Origin of the sequence: Morganella sp. GD04133 (assembly GCF_029835375.1) — a bacterium.
Taxonomy (GTDB): Bacteria; Pseudomonadota; Gammaproteobacteria; order Enterobacterales; family Enterobacteriaceae; genus Morganella; species Morganella morganii_B.
Map to the genome: position 1 here is coordinate 1 of NZ_JAODZS010000002.1, position 20357 is coordinate 20357.

The following is a 20357-nucleotide window of genomic DNA, read 5'->3' on the forward strand; positions in this document are numbered from 1 at the left end:
CCTCCCCCCGAACAAGTGCATTATCTGGCTGTGGACAAACTCCGGCAGGAAAGCGGTCTTTCTGAGCTGTTATACTGTGCAACCCGGAAAACGGAGACCCGCCGGCAAACAAATGAAAAGATTGTGACCAACTCGTATTTCAATACGAAATGTGATGCCACCGTTTATCCTGAACCACTGAAGAACACAGTTAATAATATACCTGCACACACCGGCGAACCGGGAACATCATCATCCCCGTCAGCAACAAGCCGGCGTGGCGGGGATACTTTACTGCCTCTGGTGGTGGCAGGAGCAGCTGTGACTCCCGTGGCAACGTATTATGTGCAGGCTCTGAAGAGTAAAACAGTCATTGCAGCCAGCACAGCCATGGGGGTATTAGGGTTAACCGCAGGAGCAAAAGCACTGCGGGACCGTTTCAGTTCACCGGAATCGATAAGAAACGACGACATAAAATCAGATTTACTGAAAGCAACTGACATGGATACCCAAAAACTGAGTCTGTCCGGAACACCTAAAAAAGTATTCAGAACATACAGACTCATTAGTGATGAGTCCGGTCAATCAAAAAGAATACAACCCCGAAAAGCAATGAATTTAGATCTGATCAGGCTGGGTTCAGAGATGTATAAAACAAAAGACTATCTGACATTCTCTCTTCCCTCACAACACACGATTCCGGATGTTCATCAGATTGGCGTTGTTAAAAAAATAAAAAAAGGCATAAATCATATTACCTTTGATTTTAGATCGGATACCGGACACTCGAAATGTATTATCTTTAGCTTAAGAAAATATAACATCGAAGAGGTTTTTAAATTATTAAAGCACGGAAAGGATCTCATTGTATGGGACAATGGTAGCGAATCGATAAGAAAGAATTTCTTTATGGACCTTACTCAAATCAGTAAATTTGATATAACCGTTAATCAGGGACTGATGTCTTTTGTTGATGTAAACATTAACAATGAAAACATTTATAAGGATATGACTGACAATACGTTAAGTGCGTTTTTTGCAGGTATTAACTGCGAAAAAACAAGTAAGTTTTACAGAGAAGTCCATATTAAAGATCTGACAACAGAACACGTTAAACCTCATATTTTATTAACTGACTGGTCAGGTTTCATATCCGTTGCGGAAAAAAACGGGATAAAAATAGACCGGCGTATAAATCCATTTACTGAAGAATGTATGACATTTTATGGCAGTAAAGAGCACTTAAAAATAATATCTGAACGTGAAATATTATTTGAATCAATATACAAAGGCAGGGTTAAACGGTCAGTAAGTACTGATGTCTCGCTGACAACGGCCCTTAATGCTGTAAGCTTTATCCATTTAACCAGAGTCTTATCTGATCCGAAGGTAGACAGAGAAACAAAAGAAAATACTATCCTTGATTATGTGAAAATTACATCAGCTGATGTTTTTTCTTTCAGTACCGGACTGATTGAACATATGGATCCTTTTAAACTTGTTTCCGGGCCTTATGCCGCCGGAGTAAAAGGGATACTGAAAACAGCAGGGGCCTCCGTTGGAGTGATATTCAGTGCATTGAACTTCATCGAAGGTGTGGAGGAGACCGATCTGGCAAAAATTGCGTCAGCCTCACTGGGTATATTAGGTGCTATCTCTGGTGTTGTTCTGTCAGGGTTTACCGGGTTTGGGTTTGCCTTGTTTTTAATGGGAGGCGTATTAATTCTGGATGCTATATCAGATACAAAAAAAAGAGGCAGACAAAGAGAAGCATTTTTTAAAGATACCATACTCAATGTGACCAGAAATCAACTGTATAATTATGCATGGATATCAAAAACGAATCAGAAAGGTGAACATGAAGGCAGTTATAATGAATTTATACTAACCGATAATAATGCTCCAGGTGAAAAGCAAAAGAATGCGGCTGATGAATATTTATTTTATGAATCACTGAGCGGACATCAGTATATAACACCGGAGAAAACCGGTAGTTTTGATAATGTTACCTATAACACATCTCCGGAAAGTGAAAATATGGGTTTTATCGGTTTTAAAACACATGAAGAAATTAAGGGTAAACGGATATCTCATATTATTTACACATCAGATGCCGCTATAAAAGATACATCTTATATCGCTCATAATAATCAGGGTAAGGACAGTATTCAGGGTTATGATGATTTTCTGAATGGCGATGATACTATTTATTCCAGAAGTACCGGAGCAAGGATTAATGCTGGTGATGGACATGATATTGTATTCGTATCAGGTTCGGAAGACATCATTGATGGTGGCGATGGTAGTAATACGGCAATTATAGATGGATTAAAGAGGAAAATAGTTCTTAATGTTTTTGGTGATGGTCATGCGTCAGTCGGTGATACCGTGTTAAAAAACTTCGGAAGTTACCTATTAACAGGACGTGGTCATGAGATTATTGTTAACCCTAATGGCTTGTCTGATACTATTCCGGTATTTATTTGCTCAGGGGGAGGACATATCATTCTGCGGAATCCGGTAAGTACCAATGGTGAGGCCATTATTCTGCAAAAAGGTAACAAACTCAGGCTGCCGGCCGGAAAAGGTTTTACATATGCATCAATACCTAACAGTATTTCAGTCGGAGGAAAAATAATTGCATTACAAAAAGGGTTTGTTGTATCGACTCTGTATGATTGACAGGGAGGGCTTGTTGCAAAACAAGCCTGAGTCTTTTTCAGATTGAGTTGATGATGAACACCAGGGAAGTTCAATGGTTAAGCGTTGAGCAAAAAACGCGCTCATTTATTATTTGTAACACGCTTATAAATGAAAATCATTTCCTGTAAAAATATTTTGTCACAATATCCTTCTGATTTTTTCTTTATATTAAGTACATTTACTATAAAATAATTATTCAATACGTACGATTAATCAGAATGGTATATATAATGTACAAAAAATTATTGATGCTCCCTCTTTTTGGTATTTCATTGTTACTCTCCGGATGCAGCGAAGATATGCCCCCAAAATGCGATAGTAAGGAAACGAAAAATTTATTAAATCAGGTTGTTGTTAATTACTTCAATCAGATGGGTATCAGAAATGTAACCTCATCCATCACCGGTCATGAGATGTTAGAAAAACATGAAAAAGCTAAAGAATATACGTGTGAGGCCAGAGTTGTAGTCACTCAGGCAAATGGCAGAATGAACTCCGAGATAGTTAACTACTCCGTATTTCTTGACGAAAATAAAAAAGGACAATTTTTTGTCCAAATCAATGATGACTAAGTTATTTTAATATTTTTTGTAAAAAAGCCTCATTATAACGAGGCTTTTTATGTACCTCCCTCCCTGAATAAAAACCAGCGTATTCAGAAAACACAAAAATAGTACCCATGAAAAACGGAATCTATGGTCACTCCTGTTTTCAAAGCCGGTCCCTCCGGGAAGGATTATTTTTTTAAGCTTTCCAATAAGCCATTTTCGAATTCATTTGTAGATGTACAGTCAGTTGGCTTTATTTTTTCGTTACCATCAGAAGCAACTAAATCAGCATATCCATTAACCTGAACTGAAATATTACTTCCTTCTTCAGAACTCCATACTTGAGTTACAATTCGGTAATGCTCTTGAATATTCTGTGTCTGGGTCAGGTCAGGTCAGGTCAGGTCAGGTCAGGTCAGGTCAGGTCAGGTCAGGTCAGAACATTCTAAATAAATGCCTGCTATATCTAAATTACTACCAATTGCAGCCACAATACCAACTTGCTGATTTTGAACAGATGGTATTAACCCTTTTTTTTGGTAATAAGATTTAACCATAGCGATAATCTCATCAGGCTTACGGTTTCCTATCAATGTTGTTAATATCGTTCCTTGTGCATCTTGTGCATCACTCTGACCCGATATTCCTCCTCCACTCATTGTGTCCTGATTTCCTGTTTTAACCGGACCATAAACTGAAATACCACCTGTTACACAGCCAGTTAAAGAAGAAAAGATACTGATCGCAACTAACGTTTTCGCTATGAATTTGTTCATATGCTTATCGGTAATAAAGATTATTACAGCTGGCAATAAAAACACAGGTAACTATCAACAAAAAAAATCTAATACTCATATTCAGATTTCCATTCTTATAAAATAGGGTGATTAAACTAAAGGAGACGAAAATTTAAAATAATGCCAAGATAAAATAATGTCAATATAAAATAACAAATGAACATCCCACAAGTAACCAGCATGCGATCTAAAACAAAGTCCGTTTATGGTCTGAATACAATTTATGGGTTTCATTTCTATAGTGTAAATTGACTTATTTCAAGCGTAAAAAAAACATATTGAAAATCAACATCTGAATATAAATAAAAAACAAACTGACAGCATTGACATTGTTTTAAATTATCGTACCATTATTTTAATTTAAACGCCCTATTTTATAAGAATGGAAATCTGAATATGAGTATTAGGTTTTTTTTATTAATAATTACCTGTTTTCTTATTGTTGGCTGTGCGAACTTTTATTACCGATGAATAGCGATGAACGAAAACATCTCTTTCAGCTAACATATTGCTGATGTAAACATAACTCAGCGGAATCGGGCCATACTATCGGAGACACCACAGGATAATAACCGGCGAAAAATGCGTCCATTTAAAATAGGCAGATATCATTGAACTTCCCGCTGAAAAAGACTCAGGCTTCCGTGTTCATCATCAACTCAATTTTTGCCGCAAACCTTTTTTCTGCCCACTGAAAAGAAAAACCCCTAATCGTTGGATATCCGACTTTCGGGGTTTACTTTACGGAGTGGTCAGAGGTAATGACGGGGTGAGGCAGACCGTGTTATCAGGCTGCGGAAATCCGTTCCACTTTCGCCGGCAGTCCCTGCCGGACAGAGGCGCCGGTGACCCAGTCCAGCCAGGTGTTCGCCACCTGACGGGTCGGGTCAGCAAAACCCAGGTCGTTGATATTAATGCCGGACGCGATGCGTTTATCCATCGCCAGCGCTTCGCCGTCAAGATAGTGCTGACGTGCGCCCATTTCGTGATGTCCGTAACCGTGTTCAATCGCCACCACGCCCGGCATCACACCGGTCAGCAGGCTGATTTGCGCTTCAACACTGCCGCCCGGCGTGGTGATGCGAACAAGGTCCCCGTGCTGCACGCCAAATTTTTCGCCGTCCGCCGGGTTGATCGCCACCAGGTTTGACGGTTTCACATGGTGCAGGCGCTCAATCATGGTGGTTGAACTGCTCATCACATGGGATTTAAAAGACATCAGTTTCAGCGGCCAGCTTTCCGCCGGATAGACACGGTCAATATCGCTGCCGTCAGACAGGCGCGGCGGATAATAGGCCGGACAACCGCTGAAACGCTCACCGGTGATGGCATGGCGGTTCTGCGCCACTTCCGCGTTCCAGATTTGCAGCGGCTGTTTCCACTGCGGCCCGGTTTTCTCCCCGTCCCAGCCTTTTTCATACGGTGCAAAACGGCCGCCGCGGCTGAAGAGATAAGCCACACGGCTGATTTCCTCTGCTTTCAGCACCTGCTGCATGACAGGCATGATGCGATCCACCCCGGACAAACGGATATCCGCCTCTTTGGCTTCCGGCCCCGGTTTTTCGCCCATAAAGGCGGTATTGGCCGCCACACGCAGATAGTAATCCTCTGCCGTGTTCAGCGGCCAGGTGTTGCCGTCATTGTCCGCAATAGCATTATCACCGAATCCCGGCAGGTTCAGAGCTTTCGCCACCGCAATACAGAAGGATTCCATGGCGACCGGCTGACCATCCGCCGTTTTTGCCACACGCGGCGCAACAACCGGCCAGCGGGCGGTGGTGGCTTTGGTCTGCACACCGGACCACGGCGCACTGAATCCCCAGCTTTCAAAGTTGTGGGTATCCGGCACAATGTAATCCGCCAGCGCGGTGGTTTCATTCATAAAGGCATCGATACCGATAATCAGCGGCAGATGCGCCGGGTCTTTCAGCTTATCTTCCATCACCTGACGGATCCCTGCAATGCCGTACAGCGGGTTGGTCATATTGGTGATCCAAGCTTTCAGCTTGTGCGGATACCCTTCCAGTGCAGAGCCGAGCTGTTCGGTCAGCTGACCGGCTGCCAGCGGATACCACGGTGCTTTGGCCGGATACGGGTTCTGACCGGCAGAGACTTTGTTTTTGTATTCATCAGATTTTTCATAGACCGACTTACTGCGCGCCAGGTTCATGCCTTTCGGCTTCACTTTGCCCGGGAAGCTGTCCATTTTGTAGCACGGCCCGTCATTGGCGCCGTTGAACTTACCGCCGCCGACAGACACACCGCCTTTCAGGTTCATGTTACCGATCAGTGCATTGAGCATGATCACCGCCCAGGCGTTATAGAATCCGTTACCGGACATCATCCCGCCGTGTGAAATGACTGCCGCCTGACGGCCGTACGAGGTCAGTGTTTTCGCCAGTGCGGCAATTGTTTCTTCCGGCACGCCGCAGCGGGCGCTGTATTCTGCCGGGGTAAAACGCTGTGCGGATTCTTTCAGCAGCAGGAAGCTGCTCTTAAGATTTACGGTGGTGCCGTCTGCCAGCGTGACCGTCTGACTGGCTTCCAATACCGCGCGGTCGCAATTGTCCGCCGGAACCAGCTCACCCTGCTCTGTCTGCACCATATACACCGGTTCTTCGGATGTTTGCCCGTTCAGGGCTTCGGCAGTCAGATGCTGACCGGCCAGCGGATGCGCATCATCGGTAATGACAAGGTGAGTCGCGTTTGTCCAGCTGCTCTCACCAACACGCTTCATGGAGGCTTCCCCCGGAACGGCGAGATACGCCGCGTTATAGCGGTTATTCTCAATCATCCAGCGGATCATACCCATCACCAGCGCGGAATCCGTGCCCGGTGTGATTGGGATCCAGTGTCCGTGATCATTGGCAAGTGTGGTGGTCAGCGGCAGTGCCGGTGAAACCACCGCATAGTTAAAGCTGTCGCGGATCCGCGCATTCGCCAGCTGACGCCCCTGCCGTTTGAACGGGTTACCGGACTGTGCCGGAGAAGTGCCGAGGAACAGTGCAAATTTCACATAATCCCAGTCCGGTTTGACGTGGGCGTTTTTATCCAGGTCGTTCATCAGTGCGCCGGAACCGGCGCGGTAAGCCAGTCCGCAGTACGATCCGTGCGCACCGAAGTTTTTGCTGCCAAAGGCATTCTGGGCAAAACGGCGGATAAAGGTATCGCGCCCGTCATCCCCGGCATTGGTCACCAGTAACTGGTTTGCCACCGGGCCGAGAGCAGGTTGTGCCGGATCAATCAGCGTATCGAGGTCACGGATGGCACGCAGCCCGTCAATATGGCCTTCACCGAACAGATCACCGCCTTCCGTCACTTCTTTAATCAGCTGTTCAAAGCTGATACGATGCCATTTGCCTTCACCGCGTTTACCGGCGCGCTTCATCGGCTCCAGGATACGCAGCGGGCTGTGCAGCCCTTCCATCAGAGTTGCACCACGGGCACAGGCGGTGGAACGCCCTTCCAGGCCGCTTTCGCCGCCCATATTTTTCAGGGCATCCGCCAGCGGCGTGTTATAGGCGATATGGTGGTCGTGAGAAAGCGGATGATACGGGTTACCGGCAATGCGGATCACCTGATTGGTTTCGCGGTCAACGCGGGCACGGATCCCGCACTGCGTCCAGCAACCGAAGCACTGGGTCATTGAGACCGCCTGTGCGTTTTCCGCCTGCCAGCCTTTCAGGGCATTCCCTTCCGGGATCAGCGAGTTGCCGTTAATGCGGTGCAGCGTCACTTTACCGGAAGTACCGTTCATCAGTCCGTCGACGGCGCGTTTCGCCACATCGCGGTAACTGTAACCGAACGCTGCCAGTCCGCCGATCGCCAAACCTGCTTTTAACCACTGACGTCTTGTTGACTTAGCCATGTTGTACACCCCCGTCCTGCGCGACTTTCTGTTGATTCTGTACTTTGTTATTAACCCAGCGGATACCTTCACGGAATATAATCACCAGAGCTATCCATAAACCGATCGTGCCGATAATGGCCTGAATACCATCCGTGCCCATCGGCAGGCTGTACGGATTGTGCATAACATTGTATTTCGGCAGCGTCTGTACCTGCATCAGCAACAACCAGCGCAGCGACCAGGTCAGGAACAGCGTCAGCAGGGTATGAACGGTGACATACGCCACTGAACCACGATGCGTCAGCAGACGAACCGCCAGCACCATCAGGACAATCCACAGAACGATTTCCCCCATCGCCAGTGTCCACCCGGTTGTGCCGAAACTTAGCTGAGCGCGGATAGCGGCACCGGAAATGGTGTCACCGGCGATCCAGAAGCCCATACATACCGCCAGCAGCAGTAATGAAACCACCTGTAAACGCGCCAATTGCGCCTGGTACTGCGGCTCCCGGCGGGCTCCCAGCATCATCAGCGCAGGCAGTGCCTGTAATGCACTGAAAAAGAGCAGCACCGGGATCCAGTAACTGAACCAGATCGGATGCGCGCGCACCACAGACACCTCACGGCCGGTATACAGCAGCAGGCCGATAGCAAATGCGGCACTGCCGAGTGCCACCCAGCGGGTCAGTTTAAACTGCTTATTCCAGATTTTATCCGCCACCAGCGCCAGGAAATAGAGACCGATACAGCCGGTAAATGCCGGCAGGAACAGAGCGCCCCACGGCATCCACGACCACGGTGTCGGATAAGCATAGAAATGCCAGACACGGGCGGTCTGATGCAGATCCGCTGTCAGCGCCATCGGTGCGGCGATCCCGAGGGTGATGCTGATAAAGACCGCCAGCATCTCGAGGCGGGCATCCCGTTTGTCACCGCGCCAGCGCTGCCAGCAGGCATACAGGGCGGCACAGGCGGCGATCCCGATCATAAAGAAGTATTGCACCGCCCACGGCAGCCAGGTGATTTCCTGCGGCCGGGCCAGCACTTCCTGAATTAACATCGTTTGTTCAGTCATCAGTGGATCTCCTGCCATAATGCGGGTTGTCCGCGGTTTTCCAGCGGATGGACAAAAGCCTCATCCAGTCCCAGATAGAACACCTGCGGCAGTGTGCCGTTTTCCGGTTTCAGCACTTTAATCGCGGCTTCATGCTCTCTGAGCATTTTGCTGATGGTGCTGGACGGATCTTTCAGGTCACCGATAATACGTGCGCCGCCGACACAGGATTCCACACAGGCCGGTAACAGCCCCGCTTCCAGACGGTGGGCGCAGAAGGTGCATTTATCTGCGGTTTGTGTGCTGTGGTTAATAAAGCGGGCATCGTACGGACAGGCCTGCACACAATAGGCGCAGCCGACACAGCGGGTGTTATCCACCACCACAATGCCGTCTTCGCGCTGGAAAGTGGCCTGCACCGGACATACCGGCACACACGGCGGGTTATCACAATGGTTGCACAGACGCGGCAGCAGCACGTTGGTGGTCGCCTCTTCATTGCGGATCTGAATCTGATACTGGCTGACACTGGTGCGGAATTGCCCCTGCGGGCTCTGGTTTTCAACTGAACAGCTGACGGTACAGGACTGACAGCCGACACAGCGGCGTAAATCAATCAGCATACCGTAGCGCTTTGACGGGTCACCTTCGCGGCGGGTCGGCGAAAAATGCAGACCTGCCTCCGCCATCGGAACCAGGGCCGTACCTGCTGTCAGGACGCCCAGGTTTTGCAGAAATTTTCGTTTGCCAAGATCCATACTGCTCTCCGGTGTATTTGGAACTTCATTGCTCGTCGTATTCAAACTCAACCAAAAAGGAATAAACATGTTGTTGAGTAAAGGGATATGTCATTATGGGGATTGTAAAAATTGCCGGAGACTTCCCCTATTGTGGTTAACCACATAACGGGGAATACGTTGATCTAAAACAACAGATTTTTCTCAGAAAACGGACACAGGACGCACTGCCCCGGGGACACATGCAGATAGCCGCACGCACAGGTTTGCTGACCGCACTGTTATTTTTCACCTCTATTTCATTTGCCGCACAGTGGACTATCGGAGTGCTGGCACTGCGGGGGGATGCGCCGACACGTCATTATTGGGAGCCGCTGACAGAGCAGCTCAACCGCGCCCTGCCCGGCGAACAGTTCACCCTGCTGCCGCTGACGCTGGATCAGATGCGGGAAACGCTGCACAATAACGAAATTCAGTTTGTCCTCACTAATCCGGCACAGTTTATCCAGCTGGACAGCAACTTTCCCCTGCGCTGGCTGGTCTCCCTGCGTTCGGCTTATGAGCCGGATAACGCCACCCGTAATGTGATCGGCAGTGTGCTGCTGGTGCGTAAAGAGAGCCCTTATCAGACGCCGGCGGATCTGACCGGTAAAAAAGTCGGGGCTGTCGCGCCGGATGCCTTCGGCGGCTATTTATTAGGCTATAAAGCATTGCGTGATGCGGGTATCGATCCGCCGCGTGATTACCACCTTCAGTTCTCGGGATTTCCGGCTGATGCCCTGCTTTATCTGCTGCGCGATAAGGCGATTTCCGGTGCGATTGTCCCGGCATGTCTGATCGAATCCATGGATAAAGAAGGACTCATTCACCAGGATGATTTCCGACCGCTGATCCGGCACGACAGTACCATTCCCTGCTGGACCAGCAGCGAATTATACCCGAACTGGTCATTTGCCGCGGGCAGTGATGTGCCGGACGAACTGGCGGATGAAGTCACCCGGGTGCTGCTGAACAGCCACGGCGAAAAAACCATGCGCTGGGGTGCGCCGTCATCCACCCGCCAGGTGGAAAATTTGCTGAGGGAGGTTAATCAGCACCCGCAGCAGCGCCAGTTCTGGCAGGAGATTATCAGCTGGAGCCGGAAAAACAGCTGGCTGTTAGGCTCGGTTGTTATCGTTTTTCTGCTGCTCGGTATCAACCATGTGTGGATTGCTTTCCGGGTGCGCCGCCGCACCCGCCAGCTGGAAGCCGCCCATTCACAGTTACAGCGCCAGCAGCAGGATCTGGAAAAAGCCCAGCAGCTGAGTGTACTCGGGGAGATGGCCTCCGGTTTTGCGCATGAGCTGAATCAGCCGCTGTCTGCTATCCGTCATTATGCTCAGGGCTCGCAAATCCGGCTGGAGCGGGAAGATCCCGCCCATCCGCTGCTGCCGGCCATGACACAGATTGACAGCCAGGCCGAACGCGGTGCCAGCATTATCCGTAATCTGCGGCTGTGGGCGGGGAACAGCCCGTCCTCCCCGGAAGGCGCACCTGTACCGCAGAATGTATCGGCGGTACCGGATCTGGTCTGGAAACTGCTGCGGGTTACGGAACGATATCCTTCTGCGGTTTTATATAACACCGTTGCTCATGATGCCGTATTACACTTGCCCCCGGCACTGGCGGATCAGGTGCTTTCCAATCTGTTCAGTAACAGTTTGCAGGCCGGGGCGGATTGCATCCGGGTGACACACCATTATACACCGGGCGGGCAGATTCTGGTGGTGCAGGATAACGGCGGCGGGATGGATGAAGCACAGCTGGCGCAACCTTTTGCCCCGTTCCGTTCCACCCGGGCCGAAGGACTCGGGCTCGGGCTGGTGATCTGCCAGCGCCTGATGCGCAGCCAGGGCGGTGATATTCACATGGAAAATTGCACCGGTCCGGACGAACAGCCCGGCTTATGTGTTACTCTTATCTTCAGTGAACCGACAAAGGAACCCCCATGCCCGTGATCCACCTGGTTGATGATGATGTTGCTGTAACACAGGCGTGTCAGTTTTTGCTGGAGAGCCTCGGTTATGAAGTGCGTGTCTGGAATGACAGCCGGACATTTATTGAACAGGCACCGCTGCATACCTGCGGTATTGTATTACTGGATATGCGCATGCCGCCCCCTGACGGCTGCCGGGTACATCAGCGGCTTCTGGAGCAGCACAGTACCCTGGCGGTCATATTCCTGACCGGCCACGGCGACCTGCCGATGGCGGTTGAACAAATGAAACTCGGCGCGGTGGATTTTCTGCAGAAACCGGTGGCCACACAGCCGTTACAGGCAGCACTGACCCGCGCCGCCGCTGTGACCGGTAAAGCGGTGGCTTGTGCCCAAATTCGTGACCGTTTTCAGACCCTGACACCAAAAGAGCGCCAGATCGCCGGTTTTGTGGCACAAGGACTGATGAACCGGGAAATCGCGGATATCGCCCATGTCGCGGTAAGAACGGTCGAAGTACACCGCGCCAAAGTGATGGAAAAAATGGCGGCGGGCAGCCTCGCGGAGCTGGTCACACAGCTCAACAGCATTACGGACGCTGAAAACAGCAGCGCAGAACACTAACACCTGCGACTGATACCACGTATAATTTAATGTTATATCATTTACATGAACCCGCATCTGCTGATGCTTTAAACAATAACGATGTCTGACTATGATTACAGCTCCTGAATTTCAACGCTCGTTTCTGCATCCCCGCTACTGGCTGACCTGGTTTGGCCTGGGTGTACTGTATGTACTGGTGTTGCTGCCGTATCCGGTGATTTACTGGCTGGGCACCCGTCTGGGTCGTCTGTCCATGCGTTTTCTCAAACGCCGCGCGGAGATTGCTGACCGCAATCTGCAATTGTGCTTTCCGGATATGCCGGAAGAAAAGCGCAAGGCGATGGTGGTGGCGAATTTTGAATCCGTCGGCATGGGGCTGTTTGAAACCGGAATGGCCTGGTTCTGGCCGGACTGGCGGGTAAAACGCTGGTTTAAGGTGGAAGGCCGCGAACATATTCAGAAAGTACAGGCATCCGGACAAGGTATTATCGTGATAGGCATCCATTTCCTGACCCTGGAACTGGGCGCACGGATTTTCGGTATGCTCAATCCCGGCATCGGGGTTTACCGTCCGAACGATAACCCGGTGATGGACTGGATGCAGACCACCGGTCGTTTGCGATCCAACAAATCCATGCTCGACCGCAAGGATGTCAAAGGGATGATCCGCGCCCTGCGTGACGGACAGATTTTGTGGTATGCACCGGATCACGATTACGGCCCGCGCAAAAGTGTGTTCGCCCCGCTGTTTGCCGTGGAGAAAGCCGCCACCACCACCGGTACGTCTATTCTGGTCAAAGCCGGCCGTGCAGTTCTGATCCCGTTCACACCGCGCCGTCTGCCGGACGGAAAAGGCTATGAACTGCTGATCCAGCCCCCTGCGGACGGTTTTCCGGAAGATGATGATGTGGCTGCCGCAACCTTTATGAACCATGTTGTGGAAAAAGAAATTTTACGCGCCCCGGAACAATATATGTGGCTGCACCGGCGCTTCAAAACACGGCCGGAAGGCGAACCGTCCCTCTATCATGACCGGGATAAAGTCCATTAAAAAAGGAATTAAATTACTACCCTGATGCAGAACAAAGCTCCCAACCGTAACTGGAAACGAAATCTTTATGTTGTGTGGTTCGGCTGTTTTCTGACCGGTGCCGCCTTCAGCCTGATCATGCCCTTTTTGCCGCTCTATGTGGAAGAGCTCGGGGTGACAGACCATGAGGAACTCAATCTGTGGACGGGGGCGGCATTCAGTATTACCTTCCTGTTTTCTGCCATTGCCGCGCCTTTCTGGGGCAAACTCTCTGACCGCAAAGGCCGTAAGCTGATGCTGCTGCGCTCCGCGCTCGGTATGGCGATTGTCATGCTGCTGATGGGCTTTGCGCAGAATGTCTGGCAATTGCTGTTTCTGCGCGCCCTGCTCGGGCTGCTGGGCGGTTTCGTGCCGAATGCCAATGCCCTGATTGCCACTCAGGTACCGGTCAAGCGCACCGGCTGGGCGCTGGGCACGCTTTCCACCGGTGCCGTCAGCGGCGCACTTATCGGCCCGCTTATCGGCGGTTTTCTGGCGGATCAGACCGGATTGCGCCCCGTCTTCTATATTACCGCCACCGTACTGTTTATCTGCTTTTTCGTGACGCTGTTTTTTGTCCGTGAAAACTTCACACCGGTATCACGCAAAGATGCCCTCAACACAAAACAGGTCTTTGCAGCGATAAAAAATCCGCGCCTGGTGATTTGTCTGTTCTTTACCACAATGTGTATTCAGATTGCGGCGGGCTCAGTCAGCCCGGTTATCACCCTGTATATCCGCGAACTCGGCGGACATACTGAAAACCTGGCGTTTATCAGCGGGTTAATTGCTTCTGTACCGGGACTGGCGGCACTGATCAGCGCGCCGCGACTCGGAAAACTGAGTGACCGGATAGGGCCGGATAAAGTGCTGATTACCATGCTGGCGGTCTCTGTGTTTGTCATCCTGCCGATGGCCTGGGTCACCCATTACTGGCAGCTCGGTGCCCTGCGTTTTCTGCTCGGTGCCGTCAATGCCGCTCTGCTGCCTGCCGTACAAACCCTGATTATTTATCATATCTCCCATGAAATTGCCGGGCGGATTTTCAGCTATAACCAGGCACTGCGTGATACCGGTAATGTTGCGGGACCGTTAATGGGTGCCTGGGTGGCTGCGCATTTCGGCTTCGCTTCTGTCTTTTATTTCACCGCTGCGGTTGTACTGTTTAATCTGTTTTATTCGTGGTGGTGCATAAAATCGCAGAGCGTTCAGAAAATTAAATCCGCCGATATCGGGTAGATATCGCCGGTTTTCATCCGGTTACTTTTCACTGTCAGCCATTTGTTACTGAAATTTCATCTTTACGTTATCAATAAACTTTAACTGGTTGATTTAAAATAATTTTGTACACATATGTAAGCTTCATAATCCACATCTTCTGTCAATAGACACCCTCACATTTTGTATAAATAAGTCTTGTGAAATGAGATTTTTGTCGACATTTCATCTAAAAAATGGTTTATAAAATAGAAAACGTGCTTTAAGTGAATACGATTCACGATAAGTGTGTTAATAATACTTTAATAAGACAGGATGTTTATTGATACGCAAAAGTATCATTTTGTTAACAGGAACTGTTTATCCTTACCATTTTCAGGCTTATTCTCCGGAATAAACCTTTGGGAAATTACAGATGCAATCAACAACAAACAAAAAACGTACTTTCTTCGGGCACCCTTACCCGCTGAGCTCACTGTTCTTTACCGAGATGTGGGAGCGTTTCTCCTTCTACGGTATCCGTCCGTTACTGATCCTGTTTATGGCAGCCACCGTCTATGAAGGCGGGATGGATATTCCGCGTGAACAGGCATCCGCTATCGTCGGTATTTTTGCCGGTGCGATTTACCTGACTTCCCTGCCGGGCGGCTGGCTGGCGGATAACTGGCTCGGACAGCGTCTCGCGGTCTGGTACGGCTCCATTCTCATTGCACTGGGTCACCTCTCGATTGCCCTGTCGGCAATCTGGTCACCAAAGCTGTTCTTTGTCGGTCTGCTGTTTATCGTTATCGGTACCGGGTTATTTAAAACCTGTGTGACGGTGATGGTCGGTACACTGTACAAAGAGGACGATACACGCCGTGACGGCGGATTTTCCCTGTTCTACATGGGGATTAACATGGGCTCCTTTATCGCGCCGCTGGCGACCGGCTGGTTAGTGCCTAACTTCGGCTGGCACTGGGGCTTCGGTATCGGTGGTCTGGGGATGTTAGTGGCCCTGCTGGTGTTCCGCTTCTACGCGGTACCGCTGATGCGTCAGTATGACGGTGAAGTCGGTATGGATTCCAGCTGGGATCGCCCGACGGTCGCGCGCAAAAATGTCGGCATGTGGGTAGGTCTGGCGGCAGCGGTTATCGCGGTTGTCACTGCCCTGATCGCCGGCGATGTTATCCCGTTCAACCCGATGCTGGTTGCCACCAACATGGTTTACCTCATCTCCGGGATGGTTATTCTCTACTTCATCTACCTGTTTGTGTTTGCCGGTCTGCAAAGCAGTGAACGCATCCGCTTGTTTGTCTGTTTTATTCTGTTAGTCACCGCCGCCCTGTTCTGGTCTGCGTTTGAACAGAAACCAACATCATTCAACCTGTTTGCGAAGGATTACACTGACCGTAACCTGTTCGGTTTTGAAATCCCGACCGTCTGGTTCCAGTCCATCAACGCCCTGTTTATCATTATACTGGCCCCGGTGTTCAGCTGGTTATGGCCTGCCCTGGCGCGCCGTAATATGAACCTGAGCAGTATCACCAAGTTTATGTTCGGTGTCCTGTTCGCAGCGGGTGGTTTTGCGGTGATGATGATGGCGTCCGAACGCGTGATTGAAACCAGTGCCGGTGTCTCCCCGATGTGGCTGACGTTCAGTATCCTGCTGCTGACCCTGGGTGAGCTGTGCTTAAGCCCGATTGGTCTGGCAACCATGACACTGCTGGCGCCGATGAAAATGCGCGGTCAGGTGATGGGTCTGTGGTTCTGTGCCAGTGCGCTGGGTAACCTCGCAGCCGGTATCATGGGCGGTAATGTCCGTCCGGATCAGCTGATGAACCTGCCGGGCTTCTTCTCACACGTTTCTGTTGCCCTGCTTATCTGTGCCGCGGTCCTGTGTGTGCTGATTGTGCCGGTGCGGAAAATGCTGCAAAGCGCAGACAACAAATCTGCCTGACAGCGATAGTATATAAAGACAGAAAGGGTGAGCTTCGGCTCACCCTTTTTTTATGCGCAGGCTGCCCGGCGTGTCACCGTAAAAACGGCGGAACGCACTGGTCAGGGAGGATTGGGTACTGTAGCCGCAACGCAGCGCAATGTCCGGCAGAGTCAGCGACGTATGGCAGATAAGATGGTGTGCCCGGCGCAGGCGGATTTCTGTCAGAAAAACCGCCGGGGTTTTACCGGTGGCCGCCAGCAGGCGGCGCTGAAGGGTGCTGGCCGATAATGCACAGCACGATGCCATCTCACTGACCGTCCACGGGTAATCAGGACGTGCGGTCAGCTGTTGTGTCAGTGTATGCAGCCAGCGTCTGTCCGGTTGTAACTGCGCCGCAAGCTGCTCAGCCAGCAGCATGTGTGTGCTTTCAGGGTGCTGATCAATCATCTGCGGATAACGGATAAGCCAGTCCGCATAAGCACGGGTGGCATCAGGCAGGACTGACCACAGGGAATCAGGGGATGTGAGGAAAAAGCTGTCAGCAGGCAGTTCCAGAACCACCTGGCGGTTATACCCGGTGCCGCAGAAACGGTGATGATATCCCGGCGGGATCGCCGCCATCCGCCCCTGCTCCACTGAACCGCTGTCACTGCCGACCGTCAGTTCCATTGCACCACTGCCGCCCAGCACCAGCTGCCACCTGTCATCATGACGGTGTTCCAGGGTCTCCTGCTGATAGCTGCGTAATGAGATAACAGGTCGTTTCATGGCATGCCCCTGTGAGTACGGAAAACGACAGGCGCAGGGTGTTACATCAGGCGGTGACCGGCCGGGACCGGCAGGGAAAACTCCGCGAGAACGATATCCCCGTCTGCGTTGGCGGCACCGGTGATAAGCACTTCTGATTTCACACCGGCCACCCGTTTCGGGGCAAAATTACACACACATAATACCTGACGCCCGATTAATTCTTCCGGTTTATATAACACGGTAACCTGTGCGCTGGATGTTTTCACGCCAAACTCACCAAAATCCACCGTAAAGATATAAGCGGGTTTACGGGCTTTCGGATTCAGCTCTGCGGTCAGTACCACACCGACCCGCAGTTCCACTTTTTCAAAATCCGCCCATTCAATTTCTGCTGATGTCATCGGTCTCTCTGTCTGCTGTACAACGGTTAATCAGGGTAATATTCCGTATCATTATACCGGTGATCAGCCACCGCTGCTGTTGCCGGACAGTCAGCGTTTATCGCCGGACAGGCAAATCAGCGGTAGGCCTCTGAGCCCGGCAGTGATTCGCGGGTCAGCCCGAGGGAGCGCATCATATCCTCAACCTCTTCATCCAGACGGCTGAGATGCAGTACACGATCCACAATTATGTCTTTTTTATCATTATTCAGCAAAACCACCGGTACCGCGCGGTAGCTGTTGATCATCTCAATCGCTTCTGACAGCGGAATATTATTCAGCATCAGTGAGCCCGATAACCAGTCGATATCGGTATATGTGCGCTGAAATACTTTCGCCCGGCCTTCCGGCAGAATTTCCAGACGCTGTCCCGGTCCCACCGTTTCGGTTTTGCCGTCAAAAAAGGTGGTCACCGTTTGATCCAGCGGACAGACCGAGACTTTATTATCCTCAATATCGACCACAAAGTTACCGTTACCGGATTCCACCCGCACACCATTAGCGGTGACCCGGAACGGACGCAACTCCTCACGGTTATCACTGACGGCAAAACGCGCCCGGCCGGACAGTAATTTTACCGCCCGGCTGCCGTTATCATAGGCCACTACGGCACGTGACTCCGTATCCAGCTTCAGCAGGCTGCCGTCACGCAAAGAATATTGTTTAATCTCCCCGCGGTGTGTGTAGTGTTCCTCAACGCCTTTTGCCTTCATCCGGATTGCGTTGTATACCCCGTAGCCTGCGAGGATAACAAGGAAGACACATAACGCGGTGAGTAAACGGCGGCGCCGTTGTCTGAAAAATAGGTGTTTCAACTGCATTCTCCTGCGGATAGTGAACGCCGTAATCGGTATTTCCGGCGTCACATATATCGTCCGGCAACCGGACGGCTCCGGTCACCGGTTGATAAGAAATCCCGATTAATCACTGCGGTTATTGTCGCAAATTACCGGTGTCAGGCTGTTGTGATTAGTTATCCGCAGAAACCACACACACAGTGATAAGTATCAGATAATTATCATTTACAATGAAAAATAAGTTCGCAGATATCCGGCGATATCCACAACAAAAATAAGGCCAAAAGTAAAATATCATCTTTTAATTCAGTTAATTAATCGATGACACAGTAATATTGGTGCAGCTGAGTATAATACACTTTCCCGGATGTAAAGCCGTGCTTTTACGTTTTGTTACACTATCTGTCATCCGGAAACACTCTTTTCAGGTGTGCTCTTTTGCCTCTGTTTTTTTCAGCCGGCCACGTAATGACGTGAATAATTCATTATAAATATTGAACAAGTTTATATAATTCAGTAAATCAATATGCGCGTATAAATAACCGGTAAAAATGTCATTTGCCAGCAGATCATACTTAATGGCATTATATCCGCCATAATATAACGTTTTCTCTGACTGCGGAGGGCTGTCACATGCTGGATATTATCCATTACCCACTGTTTTTACTGTCTGTTTTTATCTTTGCAGTAACGCCGGGGCCGGATATTGCCTATGTACTGGGACAAAGCCTGGCCAACGGCCGCAAAGCCGGTATTTTGTCCGCACTGGGGGTGATGCTCGGCAGCAGCGTGCATGCCATTGCAGGGGCGGTCGGGCTGGGAGCGATTATTGCCGCGTCACCGACACTGTTTACCGTGATTAAATATCTCGGCGCTCTCTATCTCGCGTTTCTCGGTGCCAAAATGATCCTCGGCACACTCAGAAAGCGCGGGCAGACAGCTGATGATAACGAAGAAGTGGTGATTCCGAAGGCAGCCGCAAAATCGATTCTGATCCGGGGGTTTATCACCACGCTGACCAATCCGAAAGTGCTGCTGTTTTTTATTGCCTTTTTCCCGCAGTTTATTGCGGCTGGCGGCAGTTATTACGCGGAATCGTTCCTGCTGCTCGGCGCAACCTATGCCCTGCTCGGGTTCTGCACTGATACCACACTGGCACTGATTGCCGGGACACTGGCTGCACGGATCTCCGGCAGCCCGAAAGCGCATTACTGGATTGACCGCCTTGTCGGTACCACCTTTATCGCCCTCGGCCTGCGCCTGGCATCAGTGGCCCGCTGAAAATTCAGCCTGCGATATTCACATCCAGGTGAGCCAGATAGCGGCGGATATCCGCATCAATATGCGGATCTTTCACCACATCGAAACAGGCAAATGTCGGCAGTGATGTCATCCCGGTAAACTGGTTGGTTTTGTGGAGCGGGAAATACACACTGTCGATGCCCCGCCCCTCAAAGAACTGCGTTTCATCCTCAAAGGCGTCCTGCGGTGCGTTCCAGGTTACGGATAACATGTATTTTTTACCGGTCAGCACACCGCCGGAGCCATATTTTTTACTGCTGTCACGGCGGCTGCGCCCGTCATTAATATGAAAACGATCGTCAGACTGCGTAAATACCTCATCAATGTATTTTTTCACAATCCACGGCCCTTCCATCCACCAGGCCGGCATCTGGTAAATAATGACATCCGCCCACAGGTAATTCAGTACTTCCTGTTCATCATCATAACCATCATCAATACGGGTGACGCGGACATTCATGCCTTTTTCTGTCAGATGACGGCGGGCGATGTCTGTCATGTGATCATTCAATTTACCGTCAGAGCCGCCGAATTCTTTTGAACCGTTAATAATAAAGATGTTTTTCATTGTGTTACTCACTCAGGAATGATGTCGTCAATCCCGTTATCCT

16 protein-coding genes and 1 pseudogene are annotated in these 20357 nt (G+C 50.3%); 8 read left to right on the forward strand and 9 right to left on the reverse strand.

Features of this window, described 5'->3' with window-relative positions:
- Together N7387_RS00900 and N7387_RS00905 are read left to right on the forward strand one after the other, a co-directional pair.
- Positions 1–2661, forward strand: a 2661-nt coding sequence (locus N7387_RS00900) for a hypothetical protein (RefSeq protein ID WP_279796142.1), incomplete at its 5' end; no start/stop codon positions are given.
- Between the two features lie 251 nt (positions 2662–2912).
- Entirely contained in the window at positions 2913–3254 is a 342-nt protein-coding gene (locus N7387_RS00905) for a hypothetical protein (protein WP_279796143.1), read from the forward strand.
- A gap of 401 nt (positions 3255–3655) precedes the next feature.
- On the opposite strand, the gene N7387_RS00910 is transcribed toward N7387_RS00905, so the two are convergent.
- The 5 genes and pseudogenes from N7387_RS00910 to ttrB form a co-directional block, all read right to left on the reverse strand.
- The gene (locus tag N7387_RS00910; RefSeq protein ID WP_279796144.1) at positions 3656–4006 is read right to left on the reverse strand and encodes a hypothetical protein; all 351 of its coding nucleotides are present in this window, start codon (positions 4004–4006) and stop codon (positions 3656–3658) included.
- A 495-nt stretch (positions 4007–4501) separates the two neighbouring features.
- Positions 4502–4639 (reverse strand): annotated as a pseudogene (locus N7387_RS00915) (IS6 family transposase); the annotation flags it as partial.
- Between the two features lie 175 nt (positions 4640–4814).
- The gene (ttrA, locus tag N7387_RS00920; RefSeq protein WP_279796145.1) at positions 4815–7895 is read right to left on the reverse strand and encodes a tetrathionate reductase subunit TtrA; all 3081 of its coding nucleotides are present in this window, start codon (positions 7893–7895) and stop codon (positions 4815–4817) included.
- Entirely contained in the window at positions 7888–8952 is a 1065-nt protein-coding gene (ttrC, locus tag N7387_RS00925; RefSeq protein WP_279796146.1) for a tetrathionate reductase subunit TtrC, read from the reverse strand. The genes ttrA and ttrC overlap by 8 nt, the downstream gene beginning before the upstream one ends.
- Entirely contained in the window at positions 8952–9689 is a 738-nt protein-coding gene (gene ttrB, locus N7387_RS00930; RefSeq protein WP_046892453.1) for a tetrathionate reductase subunit TtrB, read from the reverse strand. Before ttrB ends, ttrC begins: the two co-directional genes overlap by 1 nt.
- Positions 9690–9910: 221 nt before the next feature.
- Here ttrB and ttrS point away from each other — a divergent pair, with 221 nt between their 5' ends.
- From ttrS to N7387_RS00955, 5 genes are all read left to right on the forward strand, one after another.
- The gene (gene ttrS, locus N7387_RS00935) at positions 9911–11665 is read left to right on the forward strand and encodes a tetrathionate respiration histidine kinase TtrS (protein ID WP_279796147.1); all 1755 of its coding nucleotides are present in this window, start codon (positions 9911–9913) and stop codon (positions 11663–11665) included.
- Positions 11656–12267, forward strand: a complete 612-nt coding sequence (gene ttrR, locus N7387_RS00940) for a tetrathionate respiration response regulator TtrR (protein WP_279796148.1) — start codon at positions 11656–11658, stop codon at positions 12265–12267. The genes ttrS and ttrR overlap by 10 nt, the downstream gene beginning before the upstream one ends.
- Before the next feature lie 91 nt (positions 12268–12358).
- Complete coding sequence (locus N7387_RS00945; RefSeq protein ID WP_279796150.1) at positions 12359–13300, forward strand: LpxL/LpxP family Kdo(2)-lipid IV(A) lauroyl/palmitoleoyl acyltransferasee; 942 nt, start codon at positions 12359–12361, stop codon at positions 13298–13300.
- A gap of 24 nt (positions 13301–13324) precedes the next feature.
- Positions 13325–14557, forward strand: coding sequence for a multidrug efflux MFS transporter MdtG (gene mdtG, locus N7387_RS00950; RefSeq protein ID WP_274369124.1), 1233 nt, complete (start codon positions 13325–13327; stop codon positions 14555–14557).
- A gap of 394 nt (positions 14558–14951) precedes the next feature.
- Entirely contained in the window at positions 14952–16475 is a 1524-nt protein-coding gene (locus N7387_RS00955; protein ID WP_262858777.1) for a peptide MFS transporter, read from the forward strand.
- A gap of 39 nt (positions 16476–16514) precedes the next feature.
- On the opposite strand, the gene N7387_RS00960 is transcribed toward N7387_RS00955, so the two are convergent.
- The 3 genes from N7387_RS00960 to N7387_RS00970 all read right to left on the reverse strand — a co-directional run bounded on the left by N7387_RS00960 (position 16515) and on the right by N7387_RS00970 (position 18462).
- Positions 16515–17225: an AraC family transcriptional regulator gene (locus N7387_RS00960; protein ID WP_279796151.1), complete on the reverse strand. Its 711-nt coding sequence runs from the start codon at positions 17223–17225 to the stop codon at positions 16515–16517.
- 41 nt (positions 17226–17266) lie between these two features.
- Positions 17267–17608, reverse strand: a complete 342-nt coding sequence (locus N7387_RS00965) for a tRNA-binding protein (RefSeq protein WP_262858779.1) — start codon at positions 17606–17608, stop codon at positions 17267–17269.
- 116 nt (positions 17609–17724) lie between these two features.
- Positions 17725–18462, reverse strand: a complete 738-nt coding sequence (locus tag N7387_RS00970; RefSeq protein ID WP_279796153.1) for a FecR domain-containing protein — start codon at positions 18460–18462, stop codon at positions 17725–17727.
- 615 nt (positions 18463–19077) lie between these two features.
- Here N7387_RS00970 and N7387_RS00975 point away from each other — a divergent pair.
- Positions 19078–19725 carry a LysE family translocator gene (locus N7387_RS00975; protein WP_262882048.1) on the forward strand — a complete coding sequence of 216 codons (648 nt, stop codon included), beginning with the start codon at positions 19078–19080 and terminating at the stop codon, positions 19723–19725.
- A 4-nt stretch (positions 19726–19729) separates the two neighbouring features.
- On the opposite strand, the gene N7387_RS00980 is transcribed toward N7387_RS00975, so the two are convergent.
- On the reverse strand, positions 19730–20314 hold the full coding sequence (locus tag N7387_RS00980; protein ID WP_279796154.1) for an NAD(P)H-dependent oxidoreductase: 585 nt from the start codon (positions 20312–20314) through the stop codon (positions 19730–19732).
- Between the last annotated feature and the right edge of the window lie 43 nt (positions 20315–20357).

What these genes read in the sequence shown, in the direction of transcription:
- N7387_RS00905 (WP_279796143.1), top strand. Translation starts at nt 2,913, where the DNA reads ATGTACAAAAAATTATTGATGCTCCCTCTTTTTGGTATTTCATTGTTA.
- N7387_RS00910 (WP_279796144.1), bottom strand. Translation starts at nt 4,006, where the DNA reads ATGAACAAATTCATAGCGAAAACGTTAGTTGCGATCAGTATCTTTTCT.
- ttrA (WP_279796145.1), bottom strand. Translation starts at nt 7,895, where the DNA reads ATGGCTAAGTCAACAAGACGTCAGTGGTTAAAAGCAGGTTTGGCGATC.
- ttrC (WP_279796146.1), bottom strand. Translation starts at nt 8,952, where the DNA reads ATGACTGAACAAACGATGTTAATTCAGGAAGTGCTGGCCCGGCCGCAG.
- ttrB (WP_046892453.1), bottom strand. Translation starts at nt 9,689, where the DNA reads ATGGATCTTGGCAAACGAAAATTTCTGCAAAACCTGGGCGTCCTGACA.
- ttrS (WP_279796147.1), top strand. Translation starts at nt 9,911, where the DNA reads ATGCAGATAGCCGCACGCACAGGTTTGCTGACCGCACTGTTATTTTTC.
- ttrR (WP_279796148.1), top strand. Translation starts at nt 11,656, where the DNA reads ATGCCCGTGATCCACCTGGTTGATGATGATGTTGCTGTAACACAGGCG.
- N7387_RS00945 (WP_279796150.1), top strand. Translation starts at nt 12,359, where the DNA reads ATGATTACAGCTCCTGAATTTCAACGCTCGTTTCTGCATCCCCGCTAC.
- mdtG (WP_274369124.1), top strand. Translation starts at nt 13,325, where the DNA reads ATGCAGAACAAAGCTCCCAACCGTAACTGGAAACGAAATCTTTATGTT.
- N7387_RS00955 (WP_262858777.1), top strand. Translation starts at nt 14,952, where the DNA reads ATGCAATCAACAACAAACAAAAAACGTACTTTCTTCGGGCACCCTTAC.
- N7387_RS00960 (WP_279796151.1), bottom strand. Translation starts at nt 17,225, where the DNA reads ATGAAACGACCTGTTATCTCATTACGCAGCTATCAGCAGGAGACCCTG.
- N7387_RS00965 (WP_262858779.1), bottom strand. Translation starts at nt 17,608, where the DNA reads ATGACATCAGCAGAAATTGAATGGGCGGATTTTGAAAAAGTGGAACTG.
- N7387_RS00975 (WP_262882048.1), top strand. Translation starts at nt 19,078, where the DNA reads ATGCTGGATATTATCCATTACCCACTGTTTTTACTGTCTGTTTTTATC.
- N7387_RS00980 (WP_279796154.1), bottom strand. Translation starts at nt 20,314, where the DNA reads ATGAAAAACATCTTTATTATTAACGGTTCAAAAGAATTCGGCGGCTCT.